23 protein-coding genes and 1 tRNA gene are annotated in these 24,814 nt (G+C 63.5%); 11 read left to right on the forward strand and 13 right to left on the reverse strand.

Annotation, left to right across the window (positions count from 1 at the left end; all coding sequences use genetic code 11):
* Positions 1 to 83: 83 nt before the first annotated feature.
* Positions 84 to 2,339 (forward strand): NADP-dependent malic enzyme, encoded by a 2,256-nt coding sequence (locus DRF71_RS09440; protein WP_112310331.1) that lies wholly within the window; start codon positions 84 to 86, stop codon positions 2,337 to 2,339.
* Entirely contained in the window at positions 2,339 to 3,265 is a 927-nt protein-coding gene (locus tag DRF71_RS09445) for a hypothetical protein (RefSeq protein WP_112310332.1), read from the forward strand. The genes DRF71_RS09440 and DRF71_RS09445 overlap by 1 nt, the downstream gene beginning before the upstream one ends.
* On the opposite strand, the gene DRF71_RS09450 is transcribed toward DRF71_RS09445, so the two are convergent.
* A complete protein-coding gene (locus DRF71_RS09450; protein WP_112310333.1) occupies positions 3,262 to 4,494 on the reverse strand; it encodes an argininosuccinate synthase in 1,233 nt (410 codons plus the stop codon). The two genes, DRF71_RS09445 and DRF71_RS09450, sit on opposite strands and share 4 nt — an antisense overlap.
* A gap of 119 nt (positions 4,495 to 4,613) precedes the next feature.
* On the opposite strand from DRF71_RS09450, the gene ilvA reads away from it, so the two are divergent.
* Positions 4,614 to 5,861, forward strand: a complete 1,248-nt coding sequence (gene ilvA / locus DRF71_RS09455) for a threonine ammonia-lyase IlvA (RefSeq protein WP_112310334.1) — start codon at positions 4,614 to 4,616, stop codon at positions 5,859 to 5,861.
* On the opposite strand, the gene DRF71_RS09460 is transcribed toward ilvA, so the two are convergent.
* Entirely contained in the window at positions 5,854 to 6,282 is a 429-nt protein-coding gene (locus DRF71_RS09460) for an Hpt domain-containing protein (RefSeq protein ID WP_157971011.1), read from the reverse strand. The genes ilvA and DRF71_RS09460 overlap by 8 nt on opposite strands.
* 227 nt (positions 6,283 to 6,509) lie before the next feature.
* On the opposite strand from DRF71_RS09460, the gene DRF71_RS09465 reads away from it, so the two are divergent.
* Entirely contained in the window at positions 6,510 to 7,757 is a 1,248-nt protein-coding gene (locus tag DRF71_RS09465) for a PP2C family protein-serine/threonine phosphatase (protein ID WP_112311238.1), read from the forward strand.
* Here the strand turns inward: DRF71_RS09465 and DRF71_RS09470 are convergent.
* Positions 7,746 to 8,348: an HD domain-containing protein gene (locus DRF71_RS09470; protein WP_112310336.1), complete on the reverse strand. Its 603-nt coding sequence runs from the start codon at positions 8,346 to 8,348 to the stop codon at positions 7,746 to 7,748. The genes DRF71_RS09465 and DRF71_RS09470 overlap by 12 nt on opposite strands.
* 144 nt (positions 8,349 to 8,492) lie before the next feature.
* Here DRF71_RS09470 and ahcY point away from each other — a divergent pair, with 144 nt between their 5' ends.
* From ahcY to DRF71_RS09485, 3 genes are all read left to right on the forward strand, one after another.
* Positions 8,493 to 9,893, forward strand: a complete 1,401-nt coding sequence (gene ahcY, locus DRF71_RS09475; protein WP_112310337.1) for an adenosylhomocysteinase — start codon at positions 8,493 to 8,495, stop codon at positions 9,891 to 9,893.
* Positions 9,894 to 10,034: 141 nt separating this feature from the next.
* Positions 10,035 to 10,376, forward strand: a complete 342-nt coding sequence (locus DRF71_RS09480; RefSeq protein WP_112310338.1) for a DUF2853 family protein — start codon at positions 10,035 to 10,037, stop codon at positions 10,374 to 10,376.
* 97 nt (positions 10,377 to 10,473) lie between these two features.
* Positions 10,474 to 11,676, forward strand: a complete 1,203-nt coding sequence (locus DRF71_RS09485; protein WP_112311239.1) for an MFS transporter — start codon at positions 10,474 to 10,476, stop codon at positions 11,674 to 11,676.
* Positions 11,677 to 11,864: 188 nt separating this feature from the next.
* Here the strand turns inward: DRF71_RS09485 and DRF71_RS09490 are convergent, their stop codons facing one another.
* From DRF71_RS09490 to tsaD, 4 genes are read right to left on the reverse strand one after another with little or no spacing between them, the layout of a single operon-like run.
* On the reverse strand, positions 11,865 to 12,284 hold the full coding sequence (locus DRF71_RS09490; protein WP_112310339.1) for an EVE domain-containing protein: 420 nt from the start codon (positions 12,282 to 12,284) through the stop codon (positions 11,865 to 11,867).
* A complete protein-coding gene (locus tag DRF71_RS09495; protein ID WP_112310340.1) occupies positions 12,281 to 12,553 on the reverse strand; it encodes a YciI family protein in 273 nt (90 codons plus the stop codon). Before DRF71_RS09495 ends, DRF71_RS09490 begins: the two co-directional genes overlap by 4 nt.
* Before the next feature lie 3 nt (positions 12,554 to 12,556).
* On the reverse strand, positions 12,557 to 13,507 hold the full coding sequence (locus DRF71_RS09500; protein ID WP_112310341.1) for an NAD(P)H-dependent glycerol-3-phosphate dehydrogenase: 951 nt from the start codon (positions 13,505 to 13,507) through the stop codon (positions 12,557 to 12,559).
* Positions 13,504 to 14,586: a tRNA (adenosine(37)-N6)-threonylcarbamoyltransferase complex transferase subunit TsaD gene (gene tsaD / locus DRF71_RS09505; protein WP_112310342.1), complete on the reverse strand. Its 1,083-nt coding sequence runs from the start codon at positions 14,584 to 14,586 to the stop codon at positions 13,504 to 13,506. Before tsaD ends, DRF71_RS09500 begins: the two co-directional genes overlap by 4 nt.
* A 127-nt stretch (positions 14,587 to 14,713) precedes the next feature.
* Between tsaD and DRF71_RS09510 the strand changes: the two genes are divergently transcribed.
* The 4 genes from DRF71_RS09510 to DRF71_RS09525 all read left to right on the forward strand — a co-directional run bounded on the left by DRF71_RS09510 (position 14,714) and on the right by DRF71_RS09525 (position 18,359).
* Positions 14,714 to 15,436, forward strand: a complete 723-nt coding sequence (locus DRF71_RS09510; protein ID WP_157971012.1) for a uroporphyrinogen-III synthase — start codon at positions 14,714 to 14,716, stop codon at positions 15,434 to 15,436.
* A 101-nt stretch (positions 15,437 to 15,537) separates the two neighbouring features.
* Entirely contained in the window at positions 15,538 to 16,665 is a 1,128-nt protein-coding gene (locus DRF71_RS09515) for a COG4223 family protein (protein ID WP_112310344.1), read from the forward strand.
* 10 nt (positions 16,666 to 16,675) lie between these two features.
* The gene (locus DRF71_RS09520; protein WP_112310345.1) at positions 16,676 to 18,208 is read left to right on the forward strand and encodes a heme biosynthesis protein HemY; all 1,533 of its coding nucleotides are present in this window, start codon (positions 16,676 to 16,678) and stop codon (positions 18,206 to 18,208) included.
* Positions 18,209 to 18,283: 75 nt separating this feature from the next.
* A tRNA-Thr gene (locus DRF71_RS09525) sits at positions 18,284 to 18,359 on the forward strand.
* Positions 18,360 to 18,510: 151 nt separating this feature from the next.
* Here the strand turns inward: DRF71_RS09525 and DRF71_RS09530 are convergent.
* The 6 genes from DRF71_RS09530 to DRF71_RS09555 are packed head-to-tail and all read right to left on the reverse strand — an operon-like array spanning position 18,511 to position 24,423.
* On the reverse strand, positions 18,511 to 20,166 hold the full coding sequence (locus DRF71_RS09530) for a terminase large subunit (protein ID WP_112310346.1): 1,656 nt from the start codon (positions 20,164 to 20,166) through the stop codon (positions 18,511 to 18,513).
* Positions 20,142 to 20,585 (reverse strand): phage terminase small subunit P27 family, encoded by a 444-nt coding sequence (locus DRF71_RS09535; protein ID WP_232831418.1) that lies wholly within the window; start codon positions 20,583 to 20,585, stop codon positions 20,142 to 20,144. Before DRF71_RS09535 ends, DRF71_RS09530 begins: the two co-directional genes overlap by 25 nt.
* Complete coding sequence (locus DRF71_RS09540) at positions 20,546 to 20,974, reverse strand: HNH endonuclease signature motif containing protein (protein WP_112310348.1); 429 nt, start codon at positions 20,972 to 20,974, stop codon at positions 20,546 to 20,548. Before DRF71_RS09540 ends, DRF71_RS09535 begins: the two co-directional genes overlap by 40 nt.
* Positions 20,974 to 21,522 carry a head-tail connector protein gene (locus DRF71_RS09545; RefSeq protein ID WP_112310349.1) on the reverse strand — a complete coding sequence of 183 codons (549 nt, stop codon included), beginning with the start codon at positions 21,520 to 21,522 and terminating at the stop codon, positions 20,974 to 20,976. Before DRF71_RS09545 ends, DRF71_RS09540 begins: the two co-directional genes overlap by 1 nt.
* Before the next feature lie 47 nt (positions 21,523 to 21,569).
* Positions 21,570 to 23,225, reverse strand: a complete 1,656-nt coding sequence (locus DRF71_RS09550; protein ID WP_112310350.1) for a phage major capsid protein — start codon at positions 23,223 to 23,225, stop codon at positions 21,570 to 21,572.
* Positions 23,197 to 24,423 carry a phage portal protein gene (locus DRF71_RS09555; protein ID WP_112310351.1) on the reverse strand — a complete coding sequence of 409 codons (1,227 nt, stop codon included), beginning with the start codon at positions 24,421 to 24,423 and terminating at the stop codon, positions 23,197 to 23,199. Before DRF71_RS09555 ends, DRF71_RS09550 begins: the two co-directional genes overlap by 29 nt.
* Positions 24,424 to 24,814: the final 391 nt, after the last annotated feature.

Raw genomic sequence — 24,814 nt, forward strand, 5'->3', positions numbered from 1 at the left:
GAAAAGGCCATCATCCGGGCTTTTCATTTCATGCGCGGCAGGGCATGTGCAGGGTAACTTTAATTCGCAACATGGCCCCCCCGATGACCCGCTCCAGAACCACGCCGGAAGAAGCGCTTGCCTATCATTTCGAACCGCGCCCGGGGAAATATGAGATCACCGCCTCGAAACCGATGGCGACGCAGCGTGATCTGTCGCTGGCTTACAGCCCGGGTGTTGCGGTGCCGGTTCAGGCCATCGCGGATCGGCCCGAGACGGCTTATGATTATACGGTGAAGGGGAATATGGTCGCCGTTGTTTCGAACGGGACGGCCATTCTGGGGATGGGCAACCTCGGTGCGCTGGCGTCAAAGCCGGTGATGGAGGGGAAGGCGGTTCTCTTCAAACGCTTCGCCGATGTGAATGCGATTGATATCGAACTGGATACCGAAGACGCCGATGAGATCATCAAGGCGGTCAAGCTGATGTCGCCGACCTTTGGCGGCATCAATCTGGAAGACATCAAGGCGCCGGAATGCTTTATCATCGAGCAGCGGCTGAAAGAGATCTGCGATATCCCGGTCTTCCATGACGACCAGCACGGCACGGCGGTGATCTGCGCGGCGGGGCTGATCAACGCGCTGGAGATTTCGGGCAAGAAGATCCAGGATGTGAAGATCGTGCTGAACGGGGCAGGGGCCGCCGGGATCGCCTGTCTGGAACTGCTGAAAAGCATGGGCGCGCGGCATGAGAATTGCATCATGTGCGATACCAAGGGCGTGATTTACCAGGGCCGTACCGAGGGTATGAACCAGTGGAAATCAGCCCATGCGGTGAAGACCGATGCCCGTAGTCTTGATGAGGCGATGATCGGCGCGGATGTGTTCCTCGGCGTTTCGGCCAAGGGCGCGGTGACGCCGGAGATGGTGGCCTCGATGGCCGAAAATCCGGTGATTTTCGCGATGGCCAACCCGGATCCCGAGATCACGCCGGAGGAGGCCCATGCGGTCCGTGCAGATGCGATCGTGGCAACCGGGCGCTCGGATTATCCGAACCAGGTCAATAACGTGCTGGGCTTCCCCTATCTGTTCCGCGGTGCGCTGGATATTCATGCCCGCGCGATCAATGACGAGATGAAGATCGCCTGTGCCCAGGCACTGGCCAAACTCGCCCGCGAAGATGTGCCCGATGAGGTTGCGATGGCTTACGGGCGCAAGCTGTCCTTCGGGCGCGATTACATCATCCCGACGCCCTTCGATCCGCGTCTGATCTATGTGATCCCGCCCGCCGTGGCCAAGGCCGGGATGGATACCGGTGTCGCGCGGCGCCCGATCATCGACATGAAATCCTATGAGGCGAATCTCAAGGCACGGATGGATCCGACGGCCTCGATCCTCCAGGGCTTGCACGCGCGGGCGCGGCAGGCCCAGGCGCGGATGATCTTTGCCGAAGGGGATGACCCGCGTGTGTTGCGCGCGGCGGTGGCCTGGCAGCGCTCGGGCTTGGGGAAATCGCTGGTGATAGGTCGCGAAAGCGATGTGAAGGAAAAGCTGGAAGCCGCTGGCCTTGCCGATGCGGTGCGCGAGCTGGAGGTGGTGAATGCCGCCAATTCGCGCCATCTCGATCAGTATAAGGACTTTCTTTACAAACGCCTGCAACGTCAGGGCCATGACCGCCAGGATATTCACCGGATTGCCGCGCGCGACCGGCATGTCTTTGCGTCTCTGATGCTGGCGCATGGCCATGGTGACGGGCTGGTCACCGGCGCGACCCGGAAATCGGCGCATGTCCTTTCCCTGATCAACAATGTCTTTGACGCCAAGGCGGTTGATGGCGCGGTGGGGGTGACGGCGCTGCTGCATAAAGGGCGGATCGTTTTCATCACCGATACGCTGGTGCATGAATGGCCTGATGAGGAGGATCTGGCGACCATCGCGACGCGGGCCGCCGGCGTGGCACGCTCGATGGGGGTTGATCCGCGCGTGGCTTTCGTCAGCTTCTCGACCTTTGGCTATCCGGTGTCCGAACGCGCGACCAAGATGCATCGCGCGGTTTCGGTACTGGATAAACGGGGCGTCGATTTCGAATATGATGGCGAGATGACCGTCGATGTGGCGCTGAACCCCGATCAGATGGCGCATTACCCGTTCTGCCGCCTGACCGCGCCGGCGAATATCCTCGTTGTGCCGGCCCGGCATTCGGCCTCGATCTCGGTCAAGCTGATGCAGGAAATGGCCGGCGCCACCGTGATCGGCCCGATCCTGTCGGGGGTGAACAAACCGATCCAGATCTGTTCGACCTCGGCCACCGTCAATGACATCCTGAATATGGCGGTCATGGCGGCGTGCAAGGTCGGCTGATGGCGGAGCCCGATCTCTCAGCCGCCCTGGCCGAGGCGCTGCCCGAATTGCGGCGCCTTCAGCGCAAGGTCTGGGTCTGGATCGCCGGGCTTGCCGCTGGTGGCTGGACGCTGATCTGGTTGCTGACCGAAGAACTGACCAGGTTCAGCATCGGCGTGCCGGTGGTGGTGGTCCTGTTCATCACCTTTATCGGCAGCGCCAGCCACTGGCTGCGGCTGAAGCGTGAGGCTGCCTTGCTGCCTGCCGTCGCCTCGGCCTTTGGGCTGGCACATAAAAAGAAAGATCCTGAATTCATCGCGGATATCCCGGACCAGGTCTTGCCGCAGCAGGGCCATCTGCGTGAAATCGACGATGTTTTCGCGGGTGAGTGGGCCGGCCATGCTCTGCGCTTTGCCGAGATGCAGGCCGCAAGGCTGAAAGAGATTTCACCGACCAATGCCTCGACGACGGTTTTCAGAGGGTTGGTGATCGATCTGAGCCTGTCCGAGCCGTCCCCGCCGCTCCTGGTGGCTGACAAGCATCATGTGGCGCAGGGGCAGGGCAAGGGTGAGGGGATCAGCACTGGTGGAATGACATTGCGCGAAAGCCATGATCATCTGCGGGCGGAGTATGGTCTCTGGGCCATCGGGCAGGAGCGTGAGGGGGCAAGACGCGCGTTTCTGCGCCGGATTGTGGAACTCGGCCCCGAGATTTTCGACAGGCGCGCCTTTCTCGTTGCGGCTTTGCTGCGCGATCAGCGGCTCTGGGTCTCGCTCAGCTACAGGCGGAACTTATTCCGCGCGAGCGGGCTTTTCGCCGGGCGGAAGCGAATGATGGAGGATCTGCGTCAGACGAGCGAAGAGATCGGCCTTGTGCTGCGCTTCGCGACCGAGGCGCTGAAGGCAGAGCGGGGCCTGTCCGGTCCCGCCCTGCAAGGGGTGTATTAGGCCTTTTTCGCCACGCGGGCGTTGCGGGTGGCGATCAGGCGCAGGCGCAGCGCGTTCAGACGGATAAAGCCCGCCGCGTCTTTCTGATCATAGGCACCGGCATCTTCCTCGAAGGTGACGTGCTTCTCAGAATACAGCGTGTGATCCGACCAGCGGGCGACGGTGCGCGCGACACCTTTGTAAAGCTTCAGCTTCACGGTGCCCGAGACATGTTCCTGGGTCTTGTCGATCAGGGCCTGGAGCGCCTCACGCTCGGGCGAGAACCAGAAGCCGTTATAGATCAGCTCGGCATAGCGGGGCATGATCGAGTCTTTCAGATGGCCCGCGCCCGAATCCAGCGTGATCTGCTCGATGCCGCGATGGGCTTCCAGCAGGATGGTGCCGCCGGGGGTCTCGTAGACGCCGCGCGATTTCATGCCGACAAAGCGGTTCTCGACGAAATCCAGCAGACCGATGCCATGCTTGCCGCCCAGCTCATTCAACCGGGTCAGCATGGTCGCGGGCGACAGTGCCTCGCCATTCAGCGAGACGGCATCACCCTTTTCAAAGGTGATCTCGATGAATTCCGGCGTATTCGGCGCGTCTTCGACAGCCACGATACGCGAGGCGACGTAATCGGGCGCCTCTTCGGCCGGGTTCTCCAGTACGGTGCCCTCGGACGAGGTGTGCAGCAGGTTCGCGTCAACCGAGAAGGGCGCCTCGCCGCGCTTGTTCTTCGCAACCGGGATCTGGTTCGCCTCGGCGAATTCCAGAAGTCTGGTGCGCGACGACAGATCCCATTCCCGCCAGGGTGCGATCACGCGGATCGACGGATCCAGTGCGGCCACGCCAAGTTCGAACCGCACCTGGTCATTGCCCTTGCCGGTCGCGCCATGCGCCACTGCATCGGCGCCGGTGGTCTGGGCGATCTCAACGAGGTGTTTCGCGATCAGCGGCCGGGCGATCGAGGTGCCCAGCAGATAGAGCCCCTCATAGACCGCATTGGCGCGGAACATCGGGAAGACGAAATCGCGGACAAACTCCTCGCGCACATCCACGATATGGATGTTCTCTTCTTTGATCCCCAGCAGCAGCGCCTTCTGGCGCGCCGGTTCCAGCTCTTCGCCCTGACCGAGATCGGCGGTAAAGGTCACCACCTCACAGCCATATTCGGTTTGCAGCCATTTGAGGATGATCGAGGTGTCGAGGCCGCCCGAATAGGCAAGCACGACTTTCTGCGGCTTTTTCATGGAAGGGCTCCGTAGGTTTCGCAGGCGATTATCGCCAAACCCCCCGAAGAGCAAGCGAAGCGCGGCCGGATGGTGCCGGGCTATTGCGAAAATCGCAACTTTGCGCCAGGGCTTCTGCCATGACCGATTTTGCCCAAGCCGCCGAAGCCGCCACGCGTGAGTTGCGCCAGCTGTTCCCCGAAACGCCTTTGCTGCGCAACGAACATCTGTCGTCGCGTTACGGGGCCGATATCTGGCTGAAACGCGAGGATCTGACGCCGGTGCGCAGCTACAAACTGCGCGGCGCCTTCAACGCGATGCGCAAGGTGCGGGCGACGCAGCCGGATCAGCAGAATTTCGTCTGTGCCAGTGCGGGGAACCACGCCCAGGGGGTGGCTTTCGCCTGCCGGCATTTCGGAGTGAAGGGCATCATCTTCATGCCGGTGACGACACCGCAGCAAAAGATCGACAAGACCAGGGTTTTTGGCGGCCCGAATGTCGAGATCGTGCTGACCGGCGACTATTTCGACCAGACGCTGGCGGCGGCCCAGGCCTTTTGCCTTGAGCGCGGCGCTTATTTCCTGGCGCCGTTTGACGATGCGGATGTGATCGAGGGTCAGGCCAGTGTCGGCGTCGAACTGCTGGAGCAGCTGGGCCGGATGCCGGATCTCGTCGTGCTGCCGGTGGGCGGTGGCGGGCTGGCGGCGGGGGTGACCTCTTACCTGCATGAGGCCTCGGCCCAGACCGAATTCCGCTTTGTCGAGCCGCTGGGCGGCGCCTGTCTTGCCGAGGCCGTGCGCCATGGCGGGCCGCAAAAGCTGGCAAAGGTGAACAGTTTTGTCGATGGGGCGGCGGTGGCGAAACTGGGTCAGATGACCTGGGAGCGGCTGAAACATGTCCGGGCCGATCAGGTGCTGCTGGCGCCGGAGGACCGGGTCTGCATCACAATGCTGGAAATGCTGAATGTCGAGGGGATCGTGCTGGAACCCGCCGGCGCGCTGTCGATTGATGTGCTGCCGGAACTGGCCGATCAGATCCGTGGCAAGACGGTGGTTTGCGTGACTTCGGGCAGCAATTTCGATTTTGAGCGCCTGCCAGAGGTCAAGGAACGCGCGCAGCGCTATGCCGGGCTGAAGAAATATTTCATCCTGCGTATGCCGCAGCGGCCTGGCGCCCTGCGGGAGTTTCTTTCGATGCTCGGCCCGGATGATGACGTGACCCGGTTCGAATATATGAAGAAATCGGCGCGGAATTTCGGCTCTATCCTGATCGGGATCGAGACGAAAGAGCGGGGCGGCTTTGATGCTTTTACCGCGCGGATGGACGAGGCAGGCTTTGCCTATCGCGACATCACCGACGATGAGGCACTGGCCGAATTCCTTATCTGACCGCCTCTTCATCCAGCGCGGCGCGCAAGGCGAGTTTCGAGGCGTCATAGACCGCGAGGAAGATCACCGGATTCAGCGGTGTGATACGGCCACAGGCATTGCAGCGCTCGGCATCGTGGCAGATGCCGGCCAGCGCCGCGAGGCCGAGATTGAGCGCGCAGCCCTTCAGAAAATGCAGATCCTCGGCCATTTGCGGCCCAGCCCCGGCATTGACGATCCGGCTGATGACGGTATCGGTCTCATCGAGGAACAGATCGGTGATCGAGGCGAGATCCTCGCCGCCGATTTCTTCCATCAGCTCTTGCAGGCGGGCGAGGTCGATCAACCGGTCGAAATCCGGTGCCGGGTCGCAACTGCTCTGGCAAGAGGGCGTGACCCGCAGTGAAGAGGCGGGATCTGCCGCTGGGGCGATCAGGGCCATGGCTATTTCCTTTCGGGACAGAGTCGCTGAGGGCGCGGCTTTGGCCATCCTGCACGGGCCAGCCTTAACAGGAGGTAAGTGGCCGCGCATTTTTTCCGGTTTCATCTTCATCCCGGATTAACCCGCAGGGGTGAAAACTGCGGGTGATCATTTTTGGTGACCCTGTGGAATGGCAGCTTCAGACCGAGGGCGATTCGCCCGATGCCGGCGCAGACCGGAGGCAACCGATGGTGGACTCCATCGGCCGGGCGCCGCTTGTTCTGGTGGTCGATGACAGCCGGGCGCAGCGGCAATTGTCGTCGATGTATCTGCGGCGCTGGGGATATGAGGTGATGCAGGCCGCCAGCGCGGCCGAGGCGCTGGAGATCTGCGCCCGTGCGCCCGTCGATATGGTGATCTCCGACTGGATGATGCCGGGGATGAACGGGGTTGAATTCTGCCGCCGATTCCGGGCGCTGCCACGGGAGACCTATGGCTATTTCATCCTGGTGACCTCGAAATCAGATAAATCCGAGGTGGCGAGAGGGCTTGAGGCCGGGGCGGATGACTTCCTGACGAAACCCTTCAGCTCGGATGAGCTGCGCGCACGGCTGAGGGCCGGTCAGCGTATCCAGGACATGCAGGCCGAACTGGTTGGCAAGAAACGCGTGGTGCAGGAGACGCTGGGCGAACTGCAGCGGCTTTATGATGCGCTGGATCGCGACCTGATCGAGGCGAGGAAGCTGCAAAGCACGCTGCTGCGTGACCGGCACCGGAATTTCGGCGCCTCACGCGTGGCGATGATGGTGCGGACGGCGGGGCGGATTGGCGGCGATCTGGTCGGCTGTTTCCGCCTTGATGCGCGGCGGATCGCGGTCTGGTCGGTGGATGTCTCGGGGCACGGGGTTGCCTCGGCGATGATGACGGTGCGGCTGGGTGGCTATCTGTCAGAGGGCGCGCCGGATCAGAACATCGCCTTTACCACCGGCCTTGTCGGGCAGCGCCATATCCGCGGCCCGGCGGAACTGGCGGCGGCCTTCAACCGGCTGATGCTGGATGAATTGCAGGTCGAGCAGTATTTCACCCTCGCCTATGCCGAGCTGGATGAGACCAACGGCGCGCTGCGCCTTGTTCAGGCCGGGCATCCGCATCCGCTGATCCTGCGGGCGGGCGGCGGGGTGGAGCGGGTGGGCCAGGGCGGGCTGCCGGTCGGGTTGATCGAGGATGCCCGCTATGAGGAGATTTCGCTGCACCTTGCGCCGGGTGACCGGCTGGTGCTGATCTCGGATGGCGTCAGCGAATGCCCCGATCCTTCGGGCACGGAATTGGGGGAGGAGGCTGCGGCAGAGCTGATCCGGCGTGCCTCGAACCCCGATCCCGGTATCTTGCTGGAAAACCTGGTGGCCCTTCTGGCGGAATTCGCGGGCGTCGATCAGTTTCCCGATGATGTCTCGGGGCTTGTGCTGGATTATACCGGGCCTGGTTCAGCCCGCTGACAGCGCCAGCAACGCCTCATGGCGGCTGATGAAATCGCGGCGCACCTCGGCCGGCGGGCGCAGGCGGATCTCAAGCCCGCGCGCCAGAGCCGGATCGGGGCGGCCGAAGAAGCGGTTGGCCTCGGTCTCGGCAAAACCGGCGATCTGCACCGCCTCCAGCCAGGCCGAGATATTATCCGCCGCCTTGACCTGTTTCTTGATCGCGGCGGGCAGCGAGGCAGGCAGGCCAAAGCGCAGATGCACCGCCGCGGTCAGCCTGGTATCCAGCTCGCCATAGGCCGGGCCGACCGCCGCTTTGACCGGGCTGATCATATCGCCGATCACATATTCCGGGGCGTCATGCAGCAGCGCCGCCAGCTGCCAGCGCGGCGCGATGCCGGGATTGGCGCGGGTGAAAATCGTCTCGACCAGCAGCGAGTGTTCGGCCACAGAATAGGGCCAGTCGCCGCGTGTCTGTCCGTTCCAGCGCGCCACAAAGGCAAGGCCATGGGCGATATCGGCGATCTCGATATCCATCGGCGTCGGATCCAGCAGGTCAAGCCGGCGCCCTGAAAGCATCCTCTGCCAGGCGCGCGCCTGTTTTGCCGCCATTTCCGCCTCCTGCCGCGCAGATATTACCGGATCAGACCGCTGCGCCGCGTCGTTCCGGCTGTTACCGGCCACCTGTAAAAGCACCTTATTGCCCGCTTCTGTCGCCGATGGTAAGGGGGCGCCGACAAGGTTCAGGAGAGAAGAATGGCAACGGACTATATCGTCAAGGATATCGGCCTCGCGGAATTCGGCCGCAAGGAATTGATCATCGCAGAGACCGAAATGCCGGGGCTGATGTCCTGCCGTGAGGAATTCGGCGCGTCGCAGCCGCTGAAAGGCGCGCGCATTGCCGGCTCGCTCCATATGACGATCCAGACCGGCGTGCTGATCGAGACGCTGAAAGCTCTGGGCGCCGATGTCCGCTGGGCGTCGTGCAACATCTTCTCGACCCAGGACCATGCCGCTGCGGCAATCGCAGCCTCGGGCACCCCGGTCTTTGCCGTGAAAGGCGAGAACCTGGAAGAATATTGGGAATATACCGATAAAATCTTCCAGTTCGGCGGCGAAGGCGGCACCTGCAACATGATCCTCGACGATGGCGGCGACGCCACGCTTTACATCCTGATCGGCGCCCGCGTTGAGGCAGGGGAGACCGGGCTGATCGAGAACCCCGGCTCGGAAGAGGAAATCTGCCTCTTCAACCAGATCAAAAAGCGCCTTGCCGCGACCCCCGGCTGGTTCACCAAACAACGCGCCGAGATCAAGGGCGTGTCGGAAGAAACCACCACCGGCGTGCATCGTCTTTATGAGCTGCACAAAAAGGGCCAGCTGCCCTTCCCGGCGATCAACGTCAATGACTCGGTCACCAAGTCAAAATTCGACAATAAATACGGCTGCAAGGAATCGCTGGTCGACGGTATCCGTCGCGCCACCGACACCATGCTGGCCGGCAAAGTCGCGGTCGTCTGCGGCTATGGCGATGTGGGCAAAGGCTCGGCCGCTTCGCTGCTCGGCGCCGGCGCGCGGGTGAAAGTCACCGAAGTCGATCCGATCTGCGCGCTGCAGGCTGCGATGGACGGGTTCGAGGTCTGCACGCTCGAAGACGCGATTGCCACGGCGGATGTGTTCATCACCACCACCGGCAACAAGGACGTGATCCGGCTGGAGCACATGCACGCCATGAAAGACATGGCGATCGTCGGCAACATTGGTCACTTCGACAATGAAATCCAGGTCGCCGCGCTGAAAAACCACAAATGGACCAATATCAAGGATCAGGTGGATATGATCGAGATGCCCTCGGGCGCCCGGATCATCCTTCTGTCGGAAGGCCGTCTGCTGAACCTCGGCAATGCGACCGGCCACCCGTCCTTCGTGATGTCGGCATCGTTCACCAACCAGACGCTGGCCCAGATCGAGCTTTGGACCAAGGGGCAGGACTACCAACCCGGCGTCTATATCCTGCCGAAAACGCTGGATGAGAAAGTGGCCCGCCTGCATCTGAAAAAGATCGGCGTGAAACTGACAGAGCTGAAGCCCGACCAGGCCGCCTATATCGGCGTCAATGTCGATGGGCCTTACAAGGCCGAGCATTACCGCTACTGATCCGCACAACCTGCGGCATGCGCGCCCCGTCTCTTTCTGAGGCGGGGCGTCGTTTTTTCCCATTGCCGTTTGGGGCTGACCGCCTAAACTCTGCCCCGGCCCCGCAATGCGGGGATTTCTGGGAAAATAGCGAGGACAGCTATGGGCAAGCGGGATGAACTGATCGCCAAATATGCGGACGATCTGAAGACTAAATGCGGCGTGACGCCGGATCTCGACCTTCTCACCAAGGTCACCATCGGCTGTGGCCCGACCATCTACAGCGCGGATGCCTCGACCGTTGCAGCTTCTGACCCGGAAGAGCTGGCCCGCGTCAAGAACAACTTCCTCATCAAAAAGCTGGGCCTGGCCGACAGCGCCAAACTGGATGAGGGCATCAATGCCGCCATCGAGACCTATGGCAAATCCGAGCGCAACAAGTTCCGCGCCGTGTTCTATTATCTGCTGGTCAAGCATTTCGGCAAAGAAGCCGCCTATGCCTGACATCTGGTCGGGATTGTAACCGTATCAATCCGACAGATTGTCATTCCCGGAAAGCCGCGTCATGGTGACGCGGCTTTCTGTTTTCGCGCAGGTCGTCATGTCCACCACCAGTCAGAGCGCCGCCCCCGTGGAATCCACGGTCGTTCCGGTCGTGTTCGCCGTCTCAATGGGTCATTTTCTCAATGACCTGATGCAGAGCCTGATCCCGGCCTCTTTCCCGCTGTTCGAGCAGAAATTCGGGCTGAGTTTCACTCAGATCGGGCTGATCACCCTGGTGTTCCAGGGGGTTGGCTCGATCCTGCAGCCGCTGATCGGATTTTACACCGACCGCCGGCCGATGCCCTATGCGCTGTCGGTGGGGATGTTCTCGACCGGGATCGGCCTTGTCTCGCTGGCCCATGCGACCAGTTTCGCGATGATCCTGTTCTCGGTGGCGCTGGTGGGGCTGGGTTCGGCGATTTTCCATCCGGAAAGCTCGCGCATCGCGCGGCTGGCTGCGGGGATGCGGCCGGGCTTTGCGCAAAGCCTGTTCCAGGTCGGCGGCAATGCCGGCACCGCGCTCGGGCCCCTGGCGGCGGCCTTTATCGTGATGGCCCAGGGGCAGCTTTCGATCCAGCTTTTCGCCGGTGTGGCGCTGGTGGGGATGATTCTTCTCGGCGCGGTCGGGCGCTGGTATACCCAGGTCGGCGCCGGCCGGCTGGTTGCACGCAAGACCCGGCTGCGCACCGTCGTGCCGCTGCCGCCCGAGGTGGTTCGGCGCGGCATGTTCCTTCTGATCCTCCTGATGATGTCGAAATTCATCTACTCGGTCAGCTTCTCCAGCTATTACACCTTCTACCTGATGGAGCAGTTTAAGATCACCGCCGAGAATGCGCAGATCTGCCTTTTCATCTTCCTCTCTGCGGTGGCGGCGGGGACGATCATCGGTGGCCCGATCGGCGATAAGATCGGGCGCAGAAAGGTGATCCTCTGGTCGATCTTCGGCATTCTGCCGCTGACCGTCATCCTGCCCTGGCTGCCGCTGATCCCGAATGTGATCGTGGCCTCGGTTGCCGGGCTGATGCTCGCCTCGGCCTTCCCGGCGATGGTTGTCTATGCCCAGGATCTGATGCCGCAAAATACCGGCATGGTGGCTGGGCTCCTGTTCGGCCTGGCCTTTGGCATCGCAGCCATCGGGGCGGCGGCGCTTGGGGTGCTGGCCGATCAATACGGCATCATCACTGTCTATAAGATCAGCGCCTTCCTGCCGGTGATCGGCGTGGTAGCGATCTTCCTGCCCAATCCGCGCGTCACCCATTAAAGGTGCCGGCCCATTGAACGTGTTGGATTTGCGATAAATATTGGGCGCTTCGGATTTGCCCGGGGCGCCCATTTCTGTCACAGTGATCCTGTCGGCGGCAGAAGCCCGGGACCTCAGATTTCAACACGTGCGGGGAGCATGTGGGGTGGAAGGAGGGTCCCGTAGGGGTGCGGGGCCCTCCGCTTGGATTACGGATCAACGCCCCCCATGCGGCAGATGATTTCCCATTCCTCGGGGCTGACCGGCTGCACCGAAAGCCGGGTATTGTTCACCAGAACCATCTTTTCCAGACCAGGTGTCACCTTGGCCTCATCCAGCGTGATGAAGCGCTTCAGGGGTTTGATCGCCCTGATCCAGACGCAGTCCCAGCGGGGGTCTTCGGTGGTGCTGTCGGGTGTGCTTTCGCGGCAGACTTCGACAATGCCGACCACTTCCTTGCCGATATTCGAGTGGTAGTAAAAGCCGCGGTCGCCGATCTTCATCGCCCGCATATTGTTGCGCGCCTGGTAGTTGCGCACGCCGTTCCATTCCTCGCCGGTCTCGCCTTTGGCGACCTGCTGATCCCAGGACCAGGTGTCGGGCTCGGATTTGAAGAGCCAGTAATTCATCCGATCACCTTCTTCCATTCGCGGATGGTGACGGTGTCAAACAACCCGGCTTTGGCATAGGGGTCGGCATCGGCCCAGGCCTGCGCCTGCGCCAGATCGTCAACGGTCAGGATCACCAGGCTGCCGATCATGCCGCCATCCGCATCCAGAAACGGGCCAGCCATTTCGACAATGCCGCTTTCCGCGATCCAGGCCAGATGGGCGTCACGATTGGCCTTCCGCACCTCAATATGGCCCGCTTTGTCGATGCAGATCAGGGCTGCGCGCATGTCTCACTCCTGTTTCAGCGGGCGCGACATCAGTTCCCTGACCGCTTCTCCCAGATTGGTTTCGCCGGCGACCAGCCGCGCGACCATAGCGGTCACCGGCATGTCGATCTCTTTTTCCTGCGCCAGCCGGACCGCCGCGAGCGCTGTGGCGAGGCCTTCGACGGTGGCCTTCGGGGCCTCGCGCCCCTGGCCAAGCGCCAGCCCATGCGAGAAATTCCGCGATTGTTCCGAGGTGCAGGTCAGGATCAGATCGCCCAGGCCCGAAAGCCCCGCCAGCGTCTCGGCGCGCGCGCCGAGCGCCACGGCGAGCCGGCTCATCTCGGCATAGCCGCGCGTGATCAGCGCCGCGCGGGCGGAATCGCCGAAACCTGCACCGATCACCACGCCTGCGGCAATCGCGATCACGTTTTTCAGCGCGCCGCCCAGCTGCACGCCGGTTACATCGTCGCTGCGGTAAAGCCGCAGCGACTGGGTGGAAAGCAGATGCTGCAGCGCCTCGGCGCGTGGGCCGTCGCAGGCCAGCGTCAGCGCGGTCGGCAGGCCGCGCGCGATATCGACGGCAAAGCTCGGGCCGGTCAGCACGGCTTTGGCGGCCAGCGCGCCGGCGGCTGTCATCACCTCGGCCGGGCCTTGCAGAGTGGTCAGGTCGATGCCCTTGGAACAGGCGACAAGATCGGTGCGCAAGAGCTGCGGCGCATCTGACAGAAAGCCGCGCATCGCCTGCATCGGCATCGCCAGCAGCACCGCCTCGCACCTCGCGAGGTCTGACAGATCATCGTGGATCGCGATGCGTTCGGGCAGCGTGATCCCCGGCAGTTTCGCCGCCTCGCGGCTTGCTCGCATCGCCTCGCGCGCGGCGGCATCCCGCGCCCAGAGCCGCACTTCGCGCCCATCGGCGGCGAGCGTCACCGCCAGCGCCGTCCCGAATGCGCCAGCGCCTGCAATTCCGATCATGCCTTCGCCCCCCTTTTGCCAGATCCCAGCATCGGTGCGGCGGCCTCGTCAAGCGGCCAGCGCGACCGCGCCGGCATATCCGCACCATCGGCCGCGCCCGCCAGATGGAGCTCGATCCCGGCCCAGGCGATCATGGCGCCATTATCGGTGCAAAGCCGCAGCGGAGGCGCCAGAAAGCGTGCGCCTGCGCTTTCACAAACCGTCTCTAACCTTGCCCGAATGGCCTGATTTGCCGCAACGCCGCCAGCCACGGCCAGCACGGGCGCAGGGAAGATCTCCAGCGCGCGGCGGGTCTTTTCCGCCAGAACCGAGGCCACCGCCTCCTGAAATCCGGCGCAAAGATCGCGGCGATCCTGGAGCATCAGCCCGCCTTTCTCCGTGATGATCGCATCGCGCGCGCGCAGCACGGCGGTCTTCAGCCCCGAGAAAGACAGATCGCAGCCCGGCCGGTCCAGCAGCGGGCGCGGGAAACGGAAGCGCTTCGCATCACCCAGGGCAGCTTCGCGTTCGACATGCGGGCCACCGGGTTGCGGCAGGCCAAGGAGCTTTGCGATCTTGTCAAAAGCCTCGCCCGGGGCATCGTCGATGGTCGAACCCAGCCGGCGGAATGTCTCCGGCCCCTTGATCGCCAGAAACTGGCAATGGCCGCCCGAGACCAGCAGCATCAGATAGGGGTAAGCGATGCCATCGGTCAGGCGCGGAGTCAGCGCATGGCCGGCCAGATGGTTGACGGCGACCAGCGGAAGGCCGGTGGCGGCAGAAAGCCCGCGCGCCAGCATCAGCCCCGAAAGAAGCCCGCCGATCAGCCCTGGCCCTGCCGTCACCGCGATGCCGTCCAGATCCTGCATCCCCAGCCCGGCCTCGCGCAAAGCGGCTTCGACGGCATGGTCCAGCCGCTCGGCATGGGCGCGGGCGGCGATTTCGGGCACCACGCCGCCAAAGGGCGCATGGAGGGTCGCCTGGCCCTCGACCACGGAAGACAGGATCTCGGCCGCGCCTGTGGCATGGCGCCGCACGACCGCCGCTGCCGTATCATCGCAGCTGGATTCAATCCCCAGAAAGATCGTCGTTTCCGTCATGTTCCCGCCACGGTGCCTGGCTGTATCCGGGCCGCGCGGCTTGTGGCGCGGCCCCCGATGCAGGTAGCATTGGCCCTGGCATCAGACAATGCCGGAAGACAAAGCCAGCCAGGAGAGGCCCCGGCTCATGCCGCCCCAGATGATCCTGAACACCCGCCCCGAGCCGCAGGCCAGCCGTTTCGCCACTGAGCTCGGTACCGTATTCGGGGGGAGGGCCGAGGTGCTCACCGCGCCGCTGATGCGGGTGGAATTCCTGCCCCTGGCGGTCCCCAGGGGTGATTTCCAGGCGCTGGTTCTGACATCCGAGGCCGGAGCCCTGGCGGCGCAGCGGTTGCTGGATGAGGGTGAAACCCTTCCGAAACGCGCCTTCTGCGTCGGGGACCGCACGGCAGAAGTGGCCGATCAGGCCGGGTTAGAGACTGTTTCTGCCAGGGGCGATGCCGGCGATCTGGTGCGGCTGATCACCTCGCACCAGGCGGATCCGCTGCTGTATCTGCATGGCGAGGACCGCGCGGCGGATCTCCAGGCCGCGCTGGCGCCTTTGGGGCGGCGGGTGGTCTCGCTGGTGGGTTACCGCCAGCAGCCCCAGGCGCTGACTGTCGAGGCGCGTGCGGCGCTCGCCTCGGGTCGTCGGCTGATCCTGCCGCTTTTCTCGCCGCGCTCGGTGCGGATCTTTCTGGCGGAGGCGGGGGATATGCCGCTGGCGCATCTGCAGCCGGTGGTGATCAGCGAGAATGCGCGGCTGATTCTGCCCGAGCCTCTGGCCGCCCGGGCGGAACTGGCGGTGCGCCCCGACGGTCCGTCGATGATCGCAGCGATTGCGCGCTGCTTTCCTCCGCCAGTGACCTGAATCTGGGGTGAACTGCGGGTTGAACAGAGGGGCCCCTGGCGCTTACCTTGCAGGCTGATCGCCATGCGCTGATCGGACCTTGACTGGCGGAGTGACCCTGAATGGCAGAGGAAGAAAAGCCGGCCCCGGTTCCGGAAAATGCCGGAGCGGCAGTGCCCGAACCGGTGCTGGCGCAGGAGCCGCTGGCAGAACCCGTCGTTGAGCCAGCCCTTGCGCAAGAGGCAGGCGAGCCTGCCGATACGGGCATTCATCGCCCGCAGCCCCTTCGACGGGGCGGCTTTGTCGCGCCTTTTCTGGGCGGCGTGGCGGCCGCGGCGCTTGGCTTTGGCCTGTCGCATTTCAACGTCTTTGGCCTGCGCGCCGATCTCGATACCGCAGCGATCACCGCCGATATCGCGCGACTTGAAACACAGATCACCAGCCAGGCCGGGACCACCGCTGCCGCTTTGGCAAAGGCCGGGGACGCGGCGGCGGCGGCCAATTCTGCGGTCGGTGCGACGGATGAAAAGCTGGCTGCTCTGGTCACGCGGCTGGATGGCCTTGACCAGCAGATCCGCGCCCAGGCCGAGGCTTTGCCCGATGGAACCATCCCGCCCGCCGCCTTTGCCGCGCTGAAAGCCGAGGTCGATGCGCTGAAAGCCGCGCCCGCCGGCCCGCTGGATGCTGATGCCTTGCGCCAGCAGATCGAGGCCGGGCTTGATGCCCGCGCGGCGGAAGTCGCGGCCGAAGCCGAACGCACGGCCGAGGCCACCCGCCAGGCCGCCCTGCACGATGCCGCCTGGATCGCGCTGAACGAGGCGGTGAAGAACGGCCAGCCCTATGCCGATTCGCTGACGGCGCTTGGCGCGACCGGCGTGCCCGAGGCGCTGGCTGCCCATGCCGCGACCGGCCTGCCGGGCGTGACGCAACTGACCGAGAGCTTCCCCGAAGCGGCGCGCCTCGCGCTTGAGGCCTCGCTGCGCGCCGATGAGGGCGGCGGGTTCGGCGACCGCGCGCTGTCGCTTTTGCGTGTCACCACCGGCCAGCGCTCGCTGACGCCGCAGGAGGGGCCGGATCCTGATGCCGTGCTGTCGCGCGCCGAAGCTGCCGTGCAGGCCGGCGATCTGCCGGCGGCGCTGAGCGAGTTGCAGGGCCTTCCACCCGATGGTCAGGCTGCGATGGCCCCCTGGGTGGCGCAGGCCCAGGCCCGCATTGATGCCGAAGCGGCGCTGGCCGCGCTGAAGCCGTAAGGAGGGCATCATGCTCTGGTCGCTTGTCAAAATCGCCGTGTTTCTTGGTTTGGTGGCCGTGCTGGCTGTGATTGCCGGCGGGCTTTCCGAGACAGGGGGCACGGTGCGGCTCTGGGCCTTTGACCAGGAGTTCACGCTGAACCCGCTGGCGGCGCTGGTGGTGCTTTTGCTGGCGGTGGTGCTGGTCTGGCTGGGGCTGAAACTGGTCGGGCTGATCTTTGCAGTGCTGCGCTTCCTGAATGGAGACGAGACCGCGATCAGCCGCTATTTCGACCGAAACCGCGAGCGTCGCGGCTATGCGGCTTTGTCCGAAGGGCTGATCGCGCTGGCTTCGGGCGAGCCGAACACCGCGCTGGCCCGCGCCCGCACCGCCGAGCGCCTGCTGCATAAGCCGGAACTCACGCGCCTGCTGACCGCCCAGGCCGCCGAGGCCGCCGGCGATGGCCGCGCCGCGACCGAAGCCTGGAAGACACTTCTGGGCGATGAACAGACACGCTTTGTCGCCGTGCGCGGGCTGATGCGGCAAAAGCTGGCCTCGGGCGATACTGCGACGGCGCTGAAGCTGGCGGAACAGGCGCTGGCGCTGAAGCCAAAACATTCCGAGACCCAGGATGTGTTGCTGAAGCTCCAGGCCGAGGGCGGCGACTGGTCCGGCGCGCGCGGCACGCTGTCGCGAAAGCTGCGCTCGGGGGAATTGCCGCGCTCGGTCTATCGGCGGCGCGATGCGCTGCTGGCGCTGCAAGAGGCGAAGACGGTGCTGGATGAGGGCAGCACGATCGAGGCGCGCGAGGCGGCGATCGAGGCGAACAAGCTGTCTCCGGACCTGATCCCGGCGGCGGTGATCGCCTCGCGGGCGCTGGTAGCGAAGGGCGATTCCAGGGGCGCGACCCGGGTGCTGAAAAAAGCCTGGGAGGCGCAGCCGCATCCCGATCTCGCGGCGGCCTTTGCCGCGATTGATCCCTCGGAAACGCCTGAGCAGCGGCTGAAACGGTTCCGGGTGCTGCTGGCCTCGCGCCCTGACCACGAGGAAAGCCGGCTGACCGAGGCGGAGCTATTGCTGGGCGCCGAGGATTTCCGCGCTGCGAAGGCGGCGCTGGCCACGGTGCCGGTGGATCATCCGACGCAGCGGTCGCTGGCGATCCTTGCTGCGGCCGAGCGCGGCATGGGGGCACCCGATGAAGAGGTGCGCAGGGTCCTGACCCGGGCGCTGAACGCCTCGCGCGGGCCGGAATGGGTCTGCGACAAATGCGGCACCGTTCATGCGCAATGGGTGCCGATCTGCGCCTCGTGCAGCGGTTTCGACACCTTGTCCTGGCGCGAGCCCGAAGGCGTCCAGGGCAGCCGCCCCGCCAGCAGCGCCAGCCTCGCGCCGCTGCTTTTCGCTGCAAGCCGGCCTGCGGCCCTGTCCGATACCGTCTCATTGCCAGAACCCGAAGAGGCGGAAGTGATCGCTGCCAGCGATCCGGTGGTGTTGCCTGATGAAGCCGAGGATATCCCCGATCACACGGTGACCCCGGATGAAATTCTGCGCCGGGCCACCTGAGCGCGAAAAATGGGGCTACACAGCGGCGGGTTCCGATGCTATCAGCAGCCCGGATCGGGCAGCACCCTGATCAGCGCCGCTGTAGCTCAGCTGGTAGAGCACGTCATTCGTAATGATGGGGTCGGGGGTTCGAGTCCCTTCAGCGGCACCAGTAACTTACTGGAATACCAGCACAAAATGGCCGTCCTTCGGGGCGGCCTTTTGCTTTGGCAAAGTCATGGAACCACGGCGGAACCAATTCAGAAGCGAAGCCAGCTGGGGCGTGATCGCGAACATGTGAAGCCTTCGAGGTGTCTGCTGGGTCAGAGAAAGGCGAAGCCGCGCCCCTCATAGGGTGATGGCGTCACCTCATTGGCGATGATTCTGCCAACCGCCATTGCGGCCGCAACCGCTCCGTCGATCCTGCCGCGCGCCTTGGCCTTGGTGAACTTCTCATTCTCGTGGGCATCCTTCTCGCCCACCACGTTCCCGAAGCACATGCGCAGAAGCGGGCTGCCGCCGTGGCGGAACTGCCCAGACAGGATCGCCCGCTTCAGCTCCTTCACCGGCGCTGACATCGAGGCCATGCCCTGGCCGAACTGGTTTACCGTAAAGCCCTCTTCCTGAAGGGCTGTGTTAACTGCCGTCGAGTTCCAGCGGTCAATGACGACCTCCTGGACCGCGAAGCGTTCTGCCAGATCGTTCAGGTAGGAGATGACCGCCGAGTGGTCGACCACGTTGCCCGGCGTCAGGATGAGGTAGCCCTCGTCTGCCCAGCGCAGATAGTCCGCCTGATCCTTCTCGCTCTTCATGGCGATGTTCGCCTCAGGCAGGAAAAACATCGGCAGGACATCATAGCGGCGCGCCTCACCATCACCCTCGGCGAACACCGCAACGGCGGCGGTCAGATCCTCGACGCTGGAGAGGTCAACGCCAATCCAACACGGCCGCCCCTCGAGCGCTGTGACCGGCGTCATAGCCTCAGCCCTGTCATAAACCTCCAGAGCAAGCCACGGCTCGGCCGCCCCTTCCTGCCAAAGGTTCAGGTGAAACCGTTTAAAGTCGGCGATCTCAGACGGGAAATGTTCGATCCGGCGGGATTTGGTCTGAAGCTCCTCCATCGAGAGAAAGCCCGCCTCGATGGCCGGGTTTGCCATGCGCCAGCCCTGCTCGTCTCGCCAGTCCAGTTTCGGGTCGGCAGCCAGGATGATAGGTGCGAAGCTCGGGTCTTCGACCTCTCCGGTCGCCACCTTGTGCGAATAATTCCACATATCCCAAGCGAGCCCGCCCTGACCTTCGCCAGCGGTGGTGATGATCACGCTGAGAGGGTTCGAGCGTTTCACCATCGAGTCGGTCACGGTCTTGAATAGTTTGCGCCCCTCGGCGGCAGGCCATGCGTGGATCTCATCGGCAAGGAAGAATGAGACGTTCAGGCCATGCTTGGAATACGCCTCGGACGAGATTGCCTTGAGCGTGCTTTTCGACTTCGGATGGATGAGCGTCTTGCGGCTCTCGAGCGGACGGACACGCTGGCTAAGGGCTTCCTCCTGAAGCACGAACTGATGCGCTGAGTTGAAAGCGATTCCGGCGTTCTCGCGGTCGGCCGCCGCCATGACAACCTGGCCGCCTGCCTCGGTCTCCGGCCCCATGAAATGCGCAAGGCCCAGAGCCGCCGCCAAGGTGGTCTTGGCATTGCCCCGAGGAATCCAAATGCAGGCAATCTTCACGGCCCTGCCACCATCCTCTTTGGTGGGGCCATAGATGCGCCGGATAATGGCCTCCTGAAAGGGATGCAGGGCGAAGGCGCTGCCAGCGAAATCCCCCTCCCAGAGGGTGAGGTTGCGGACGAACCGGCACATGCGATCCGCCCGCCCCGATGGGTCGGGATAGAGCGCAGGATCGGGAATGAATATCGGCGAGCGGTCAGCTTTTCTGGTCATGTCTTCACCTGCGATCAGGCGAGAAGCCCATCGCCCCATTTGTCTTCCTTAGGAGATTCAGCAGGCTTCGAGCCTTTTCGATGCGGGGTCAGCCTCAGCTCGGCGGCCAGCAATCGGGCTTCACGCATGGCGGCGCTCTGCATTCTGAAGGCCGGATGAGGGGCCATTCCCTTTTCGGTCTGAACCATGCGGCCATCGCGTCCCATCATTTCCTCGGCTTCGCGCACCATGCCAGCGGCGACACAATAGCTTTCCAGCATGGCGGTGGTGTCGGGCGTCAGCAGATTCCGGCTAAACAATTCAGGTGCCGCCCGCTTCCATTCAGCCTTCGCCTGTGCTGTCAGCCATGCCGGTGCCGAAGGGCATTTTCCCCGGACTGAGCCCCCATCGATTGCGGTCAGTTTTGGCTTCCGGCCCTTCATCCCCAGAAATCCCATTTTCCAGATGTTTGCGCGCAAGATTGAGGCGCGGGTCCGGCAGCAGGAGGGTCAAATTTCCGATCCCCCCTGGCCGGTCGACCAAAGCCGCCGTCCTCAGTCGCGGTCTTGCGGTTGTGGCAGGAGGCGCAGAGCGGCTGCCAGTTGGACCGATCCCAGAACAGCTTCTTGTCACCCTTGTGCGGCACGATGTGGTCAACCACCGTGGCGACAGCGCCGCAGGAACAGGTCGGATGCGATCCGAGAAAGCCCAGCCGCGCCTTCTCCCACTTGCTGTCATAGCCGCGCTTGCGGGCTGTGGGGCGGGCAGCATCCACCCGGGCCTGAGCCGCAGCAGCACAGACAGGACAGCGGCGGCCGGTGAAGGACGGGTGACCGGCGGCGCAATGGCGGGGTGCAGCCCAGGGCATCAGAACCCCCAGACGCGATAGTTGCGGATCAGGTCATCCTCGCCCAGCGGTAGTCCAGCCACGCTCTCGCCAACGACCACGCTTTCACGGTTGGCGAAGAGATGGCCCACGCGGAGGAGGATGGCGGCGCGGATCGGCTCGGGCGTTACATTATAACTCGCCGTGAAGATTATGCTGGCGCTGTCCGCCTCAGGCCAGTCACCAACCGGATTGATCCGGGCGACATCGCCAATCCCCCTGACACGATACATGGCGGGGGCCAGCGCCTGCTGCTCGCCATCCTTGTCCAGATAGGTGATCGAGGTCACCTCTTGGCAAGGCGGCAGGGGAAGGGTGATAGTCCCACGCAATTCATCCAGATCGAGCCGCCACACCTGAGGCATGAGGCAGCGCCCCAGATATCCATCTGGCCCATCGAGGCGCCCCACGGCGGCGGCGATCATGGCGGCAATAGAGGTATCATCATCGTCGAAGTCGACGCGCAGATGAAGCTTAGCCTCGGCCAGTAGGACCGGCATCTCGACTGAAGGGGTGATCAGGTGCAGCATGGGGCATCCTCGTAAAGGGGAAGGGCCGGTCTCCCGGCCCCTCGGTATCAGGTGATGCTGGTGGCAACCTTCAGGAGCCTGATGGCCTCGGGCTTCACCACATCGCCACCGACACGGCGGCGGGCGTGGAACCGGGTCTGGCCGGTGGTTGCCAGCGAATAGGGATCGCGCATCACTGAAAGGCTGAGGCGATCCACGATGCGATAGCCCTGCTTCAGATCACCGAACATGATCGGCAGAGCATTCGCAGCGATGCTGGGCATATCGGGCAGCTCGACCACGGGGCGACCAAGGATCGTCGCCGGGTTCCCCTCGCTCAGGGCATCTCGCCACAGGTAATCACCGCCCGAATTCTTCAGCTTGCGAACCTCGCCGATGGTGGTGCGGTTCATGCCCCAGACCGCATTGGCGGCGTAGAAGCTGGGAAGCCCGTGGAAGAGGTTGATCAGAGCATCGGCATTGATCGCCGCCGCTGCACCACCTGCGATCTGGGGAATGTCGGTATCGGTCAGGATCCCGCCGGGTTGGCCGGTGCCGGTGCCGGTCACGAAAGCCAATCCCTCGAGCCGTCCGAACTCTTCGGCGAAATCAGCCGCCAGTTCGCCCTGGAGGTTATACTGGTTGTCCTCCAGCAGGGCGTTCGACACGTCGACGTAGCAGGCTGCCTCGTGCGGGGTGAGCGTGATCTCCCCATAGGTCGGCTGGGTCGCGGGACGGGCGCCGGTCTCGGTGACCCAGGCAGCGGTCAGGGTGCCGGTGCGCTTCGGCATCCGGGCTTCGCTGGCACCAATGGACATGACCCGGGCATGTTGGCGGATCGGCGAGAACTGAACGAGGTTTTTCACCACCTCTTTCACGAACTCGGTCGGGGCCAGATTGCCACCGCCGTTTGCCGCAAGGGTCAGGTTCTTCAGCTCGGCCCCAGCAGCGGCCTCGCCCTGGCGAACATAGGTGCCGAAGGCCTTGGCCTCGATGTTTTCCGGCTCGGCCGCTTTGGTCTGGATCAGGCCGGGGCGCGCCAGCTTCTGCTCGATGCGGCCCGCCGCCTTGGCGACATTGCCAACGCTCTCCTCCAGGGCCGTCAGCCGGGTGTCGATGCCAGCAACGGTTTCTTCCAGAACGCCCATGCGGTCATCGTCATTTTCCGCCTCGGGGGCGGCAGTCTGTTGGTCAGCCATGATGCTGCTCCTTTTGAAAGCCACCTTCGTGGCGGGGGTCTCGGCGGATGCCGATTTGACGCTGGTGATCCGGGCAGCAGATGCAGCGGGGATCGAGACCAGTGAGATTTCGATGAGTTCGATTTCCTTCAGGAGCCGCCCGCCGCCTGGCAGACGCTCGAAGTCGATGACGCGGTATCCGATGGACAGGCCATTGAGCGCCCCTGCTTTCAGAAGGGCGTGAGCCTCTCTGCCCTTCACCGTGTCGAGGACCAGCTGGCCGGTCACCTGAAGACCGGTTTCATCTTCCTTCAGATCGAGCCAGCGCCCGAGGGGCTGATGCGGATCATGCTGCCAGAGCATCAACGGCGCGGTGCCCGCTTCGCGATGAGCCTTCAAGCTGGCGGCATAGGCACCGGGGGCAATGATGTCGCCATGGCTGTCGGGCTTGCCGCCGAAGACAGAGGCATAGCCGGACAGAAGCCCGGCGCTGATGGTCTGAAACTTGGTCTCAATCTCAAGCCGCTCCATTGGCGGTCCTCGCATCTTCAGTGTTCAGGGGAAGGCGGAACTGATCACCGCCGGGATACGGGGTGCGGTTCTCGGAGGCCCTGATCTCGTTCGGGGAAAGCAGGCCGTTCGTGACAGCCTGGGCATAGGCGGCGAAGCGGGCAGCCAGATCGGCACGGGCCAGATCATCCGTCAGGAACTCAGCGAAATAGACCTTCCGTTCCTCGGGCGTCAGCAAGGCGCGGCGGATGCCGGCCTCCCAGATCTTCAGCCACGGAAGCAGGGTCAGGGACAGGAACTGCTGACCCATCGCCTCGGCATTGTTATGGGTAGCGCGTTCGAGTTCCTGAAGGAGGTGCAGCGGGATCCGGAACACACGGGCGATCTCGGCGACCTGATGGCGGCGAAGCTCGAGAAACTGCATGTCAACGGCTGTGAACTGAAGCGGCGCGAAATCCATGCCGTCTTCCAGGATCAGCGTTCGCCCGGCGTTCTCGCCACCGGCATGACCGGCGTTGAAGCTGTCGCGAAGCCGCTGCATCGCATCAGGCCCAAGGGTCTTGGAATATTTGAAAACGCCCGATGGGCGCGCGCCCTGCGAGAACAGCTTGCCCGCGTGTTGTTCCATAGCCATCGAAAGGCCGATGGCGTCCCGGGCCTGCATCACCGGCGAGAGGCCCACATTCGGCTCTGTGCCCAGGGTCTTCAGATGCAGGATGTCAGCGAAGGAATAGTCTCTAACACCGCTCTCCGAGCTGATTCTATAAGAAGGCTCCAGGGTCAGGCTGTCGGTCATAACCGTCACGGCGCGGGTGGGGATATGGATCAGTTCGGTGATCTGGCCGCCGCTGCGATTGATGAAGGCGAAGGCGTTTCCGTGCAGGCACAGGGCGGTCTGCATCGCCAGCCGAAAGTCGGCGGCATCGGTCCATTCATTGGCCATGCCGTTCAGGAGTTCCGCCAGCGGATGGTCGGAAGCCCGATCCTTCCCGCCATCATCGGTGCGGCGGTAAAGATGCAGGGGGAGCTGCGAAACGGATTCTGCCAGCACCTTCACGGAGGCATAGACCGTGGGGCAGCGGAGCGAGGATTCAGGGGTAACAGTCACACCGGCAGCGGATGGGGCACCACCGAAGAGCGCGATCAGTTCAGGCGAAGGCTGGGCAATGCCCGCCGATTTCCTTTGGGTGCCGGAGAAATGGAAAAAACGCCTTAGCATCACGCCCCCACGCATGACTGTTACAACATAACAATTTCATGCTTAGCCGGGGTCGGAAATAATATAACACAATGGCGCGCGGATCAGCTTTGCGCGGGCTTGTCCGGGCTTGCGGGAAGCGGCACCCAGCAACGGGTCAAGCCATTCCAGAGCATCCCGGTTGACCCATGCCTGTCCCAATCTGACAGCTCGGCCCATTGGGCCGGGGTCACCAGGCGGCCGCACCAGGTGCGCCAGAGGCCACCGAATGACTGTCCATAAGGGGAACAGTCAGCCGGGATACGGGGCTTCCGGTCTTCCCATTTAACCCTTTTAACCTCTTTAACCCCTTGGGGCGGACTGATGGGAGCGGGTGGAGGAGTATCAGGGATAACCGATTTAACCCTTTTAACCGATTTAACCTCTG

This window comes from Pseudogemmobacter bohemicus (genome assembly GCF_003290025.1).
GTDB lineage: Bacteria > Pseudomonadota > Alphaproteobacteria > Rhodobacterales > Rhodobacteraceae > Pseudogemmobacter > Pseudogemmobacter bohemicus.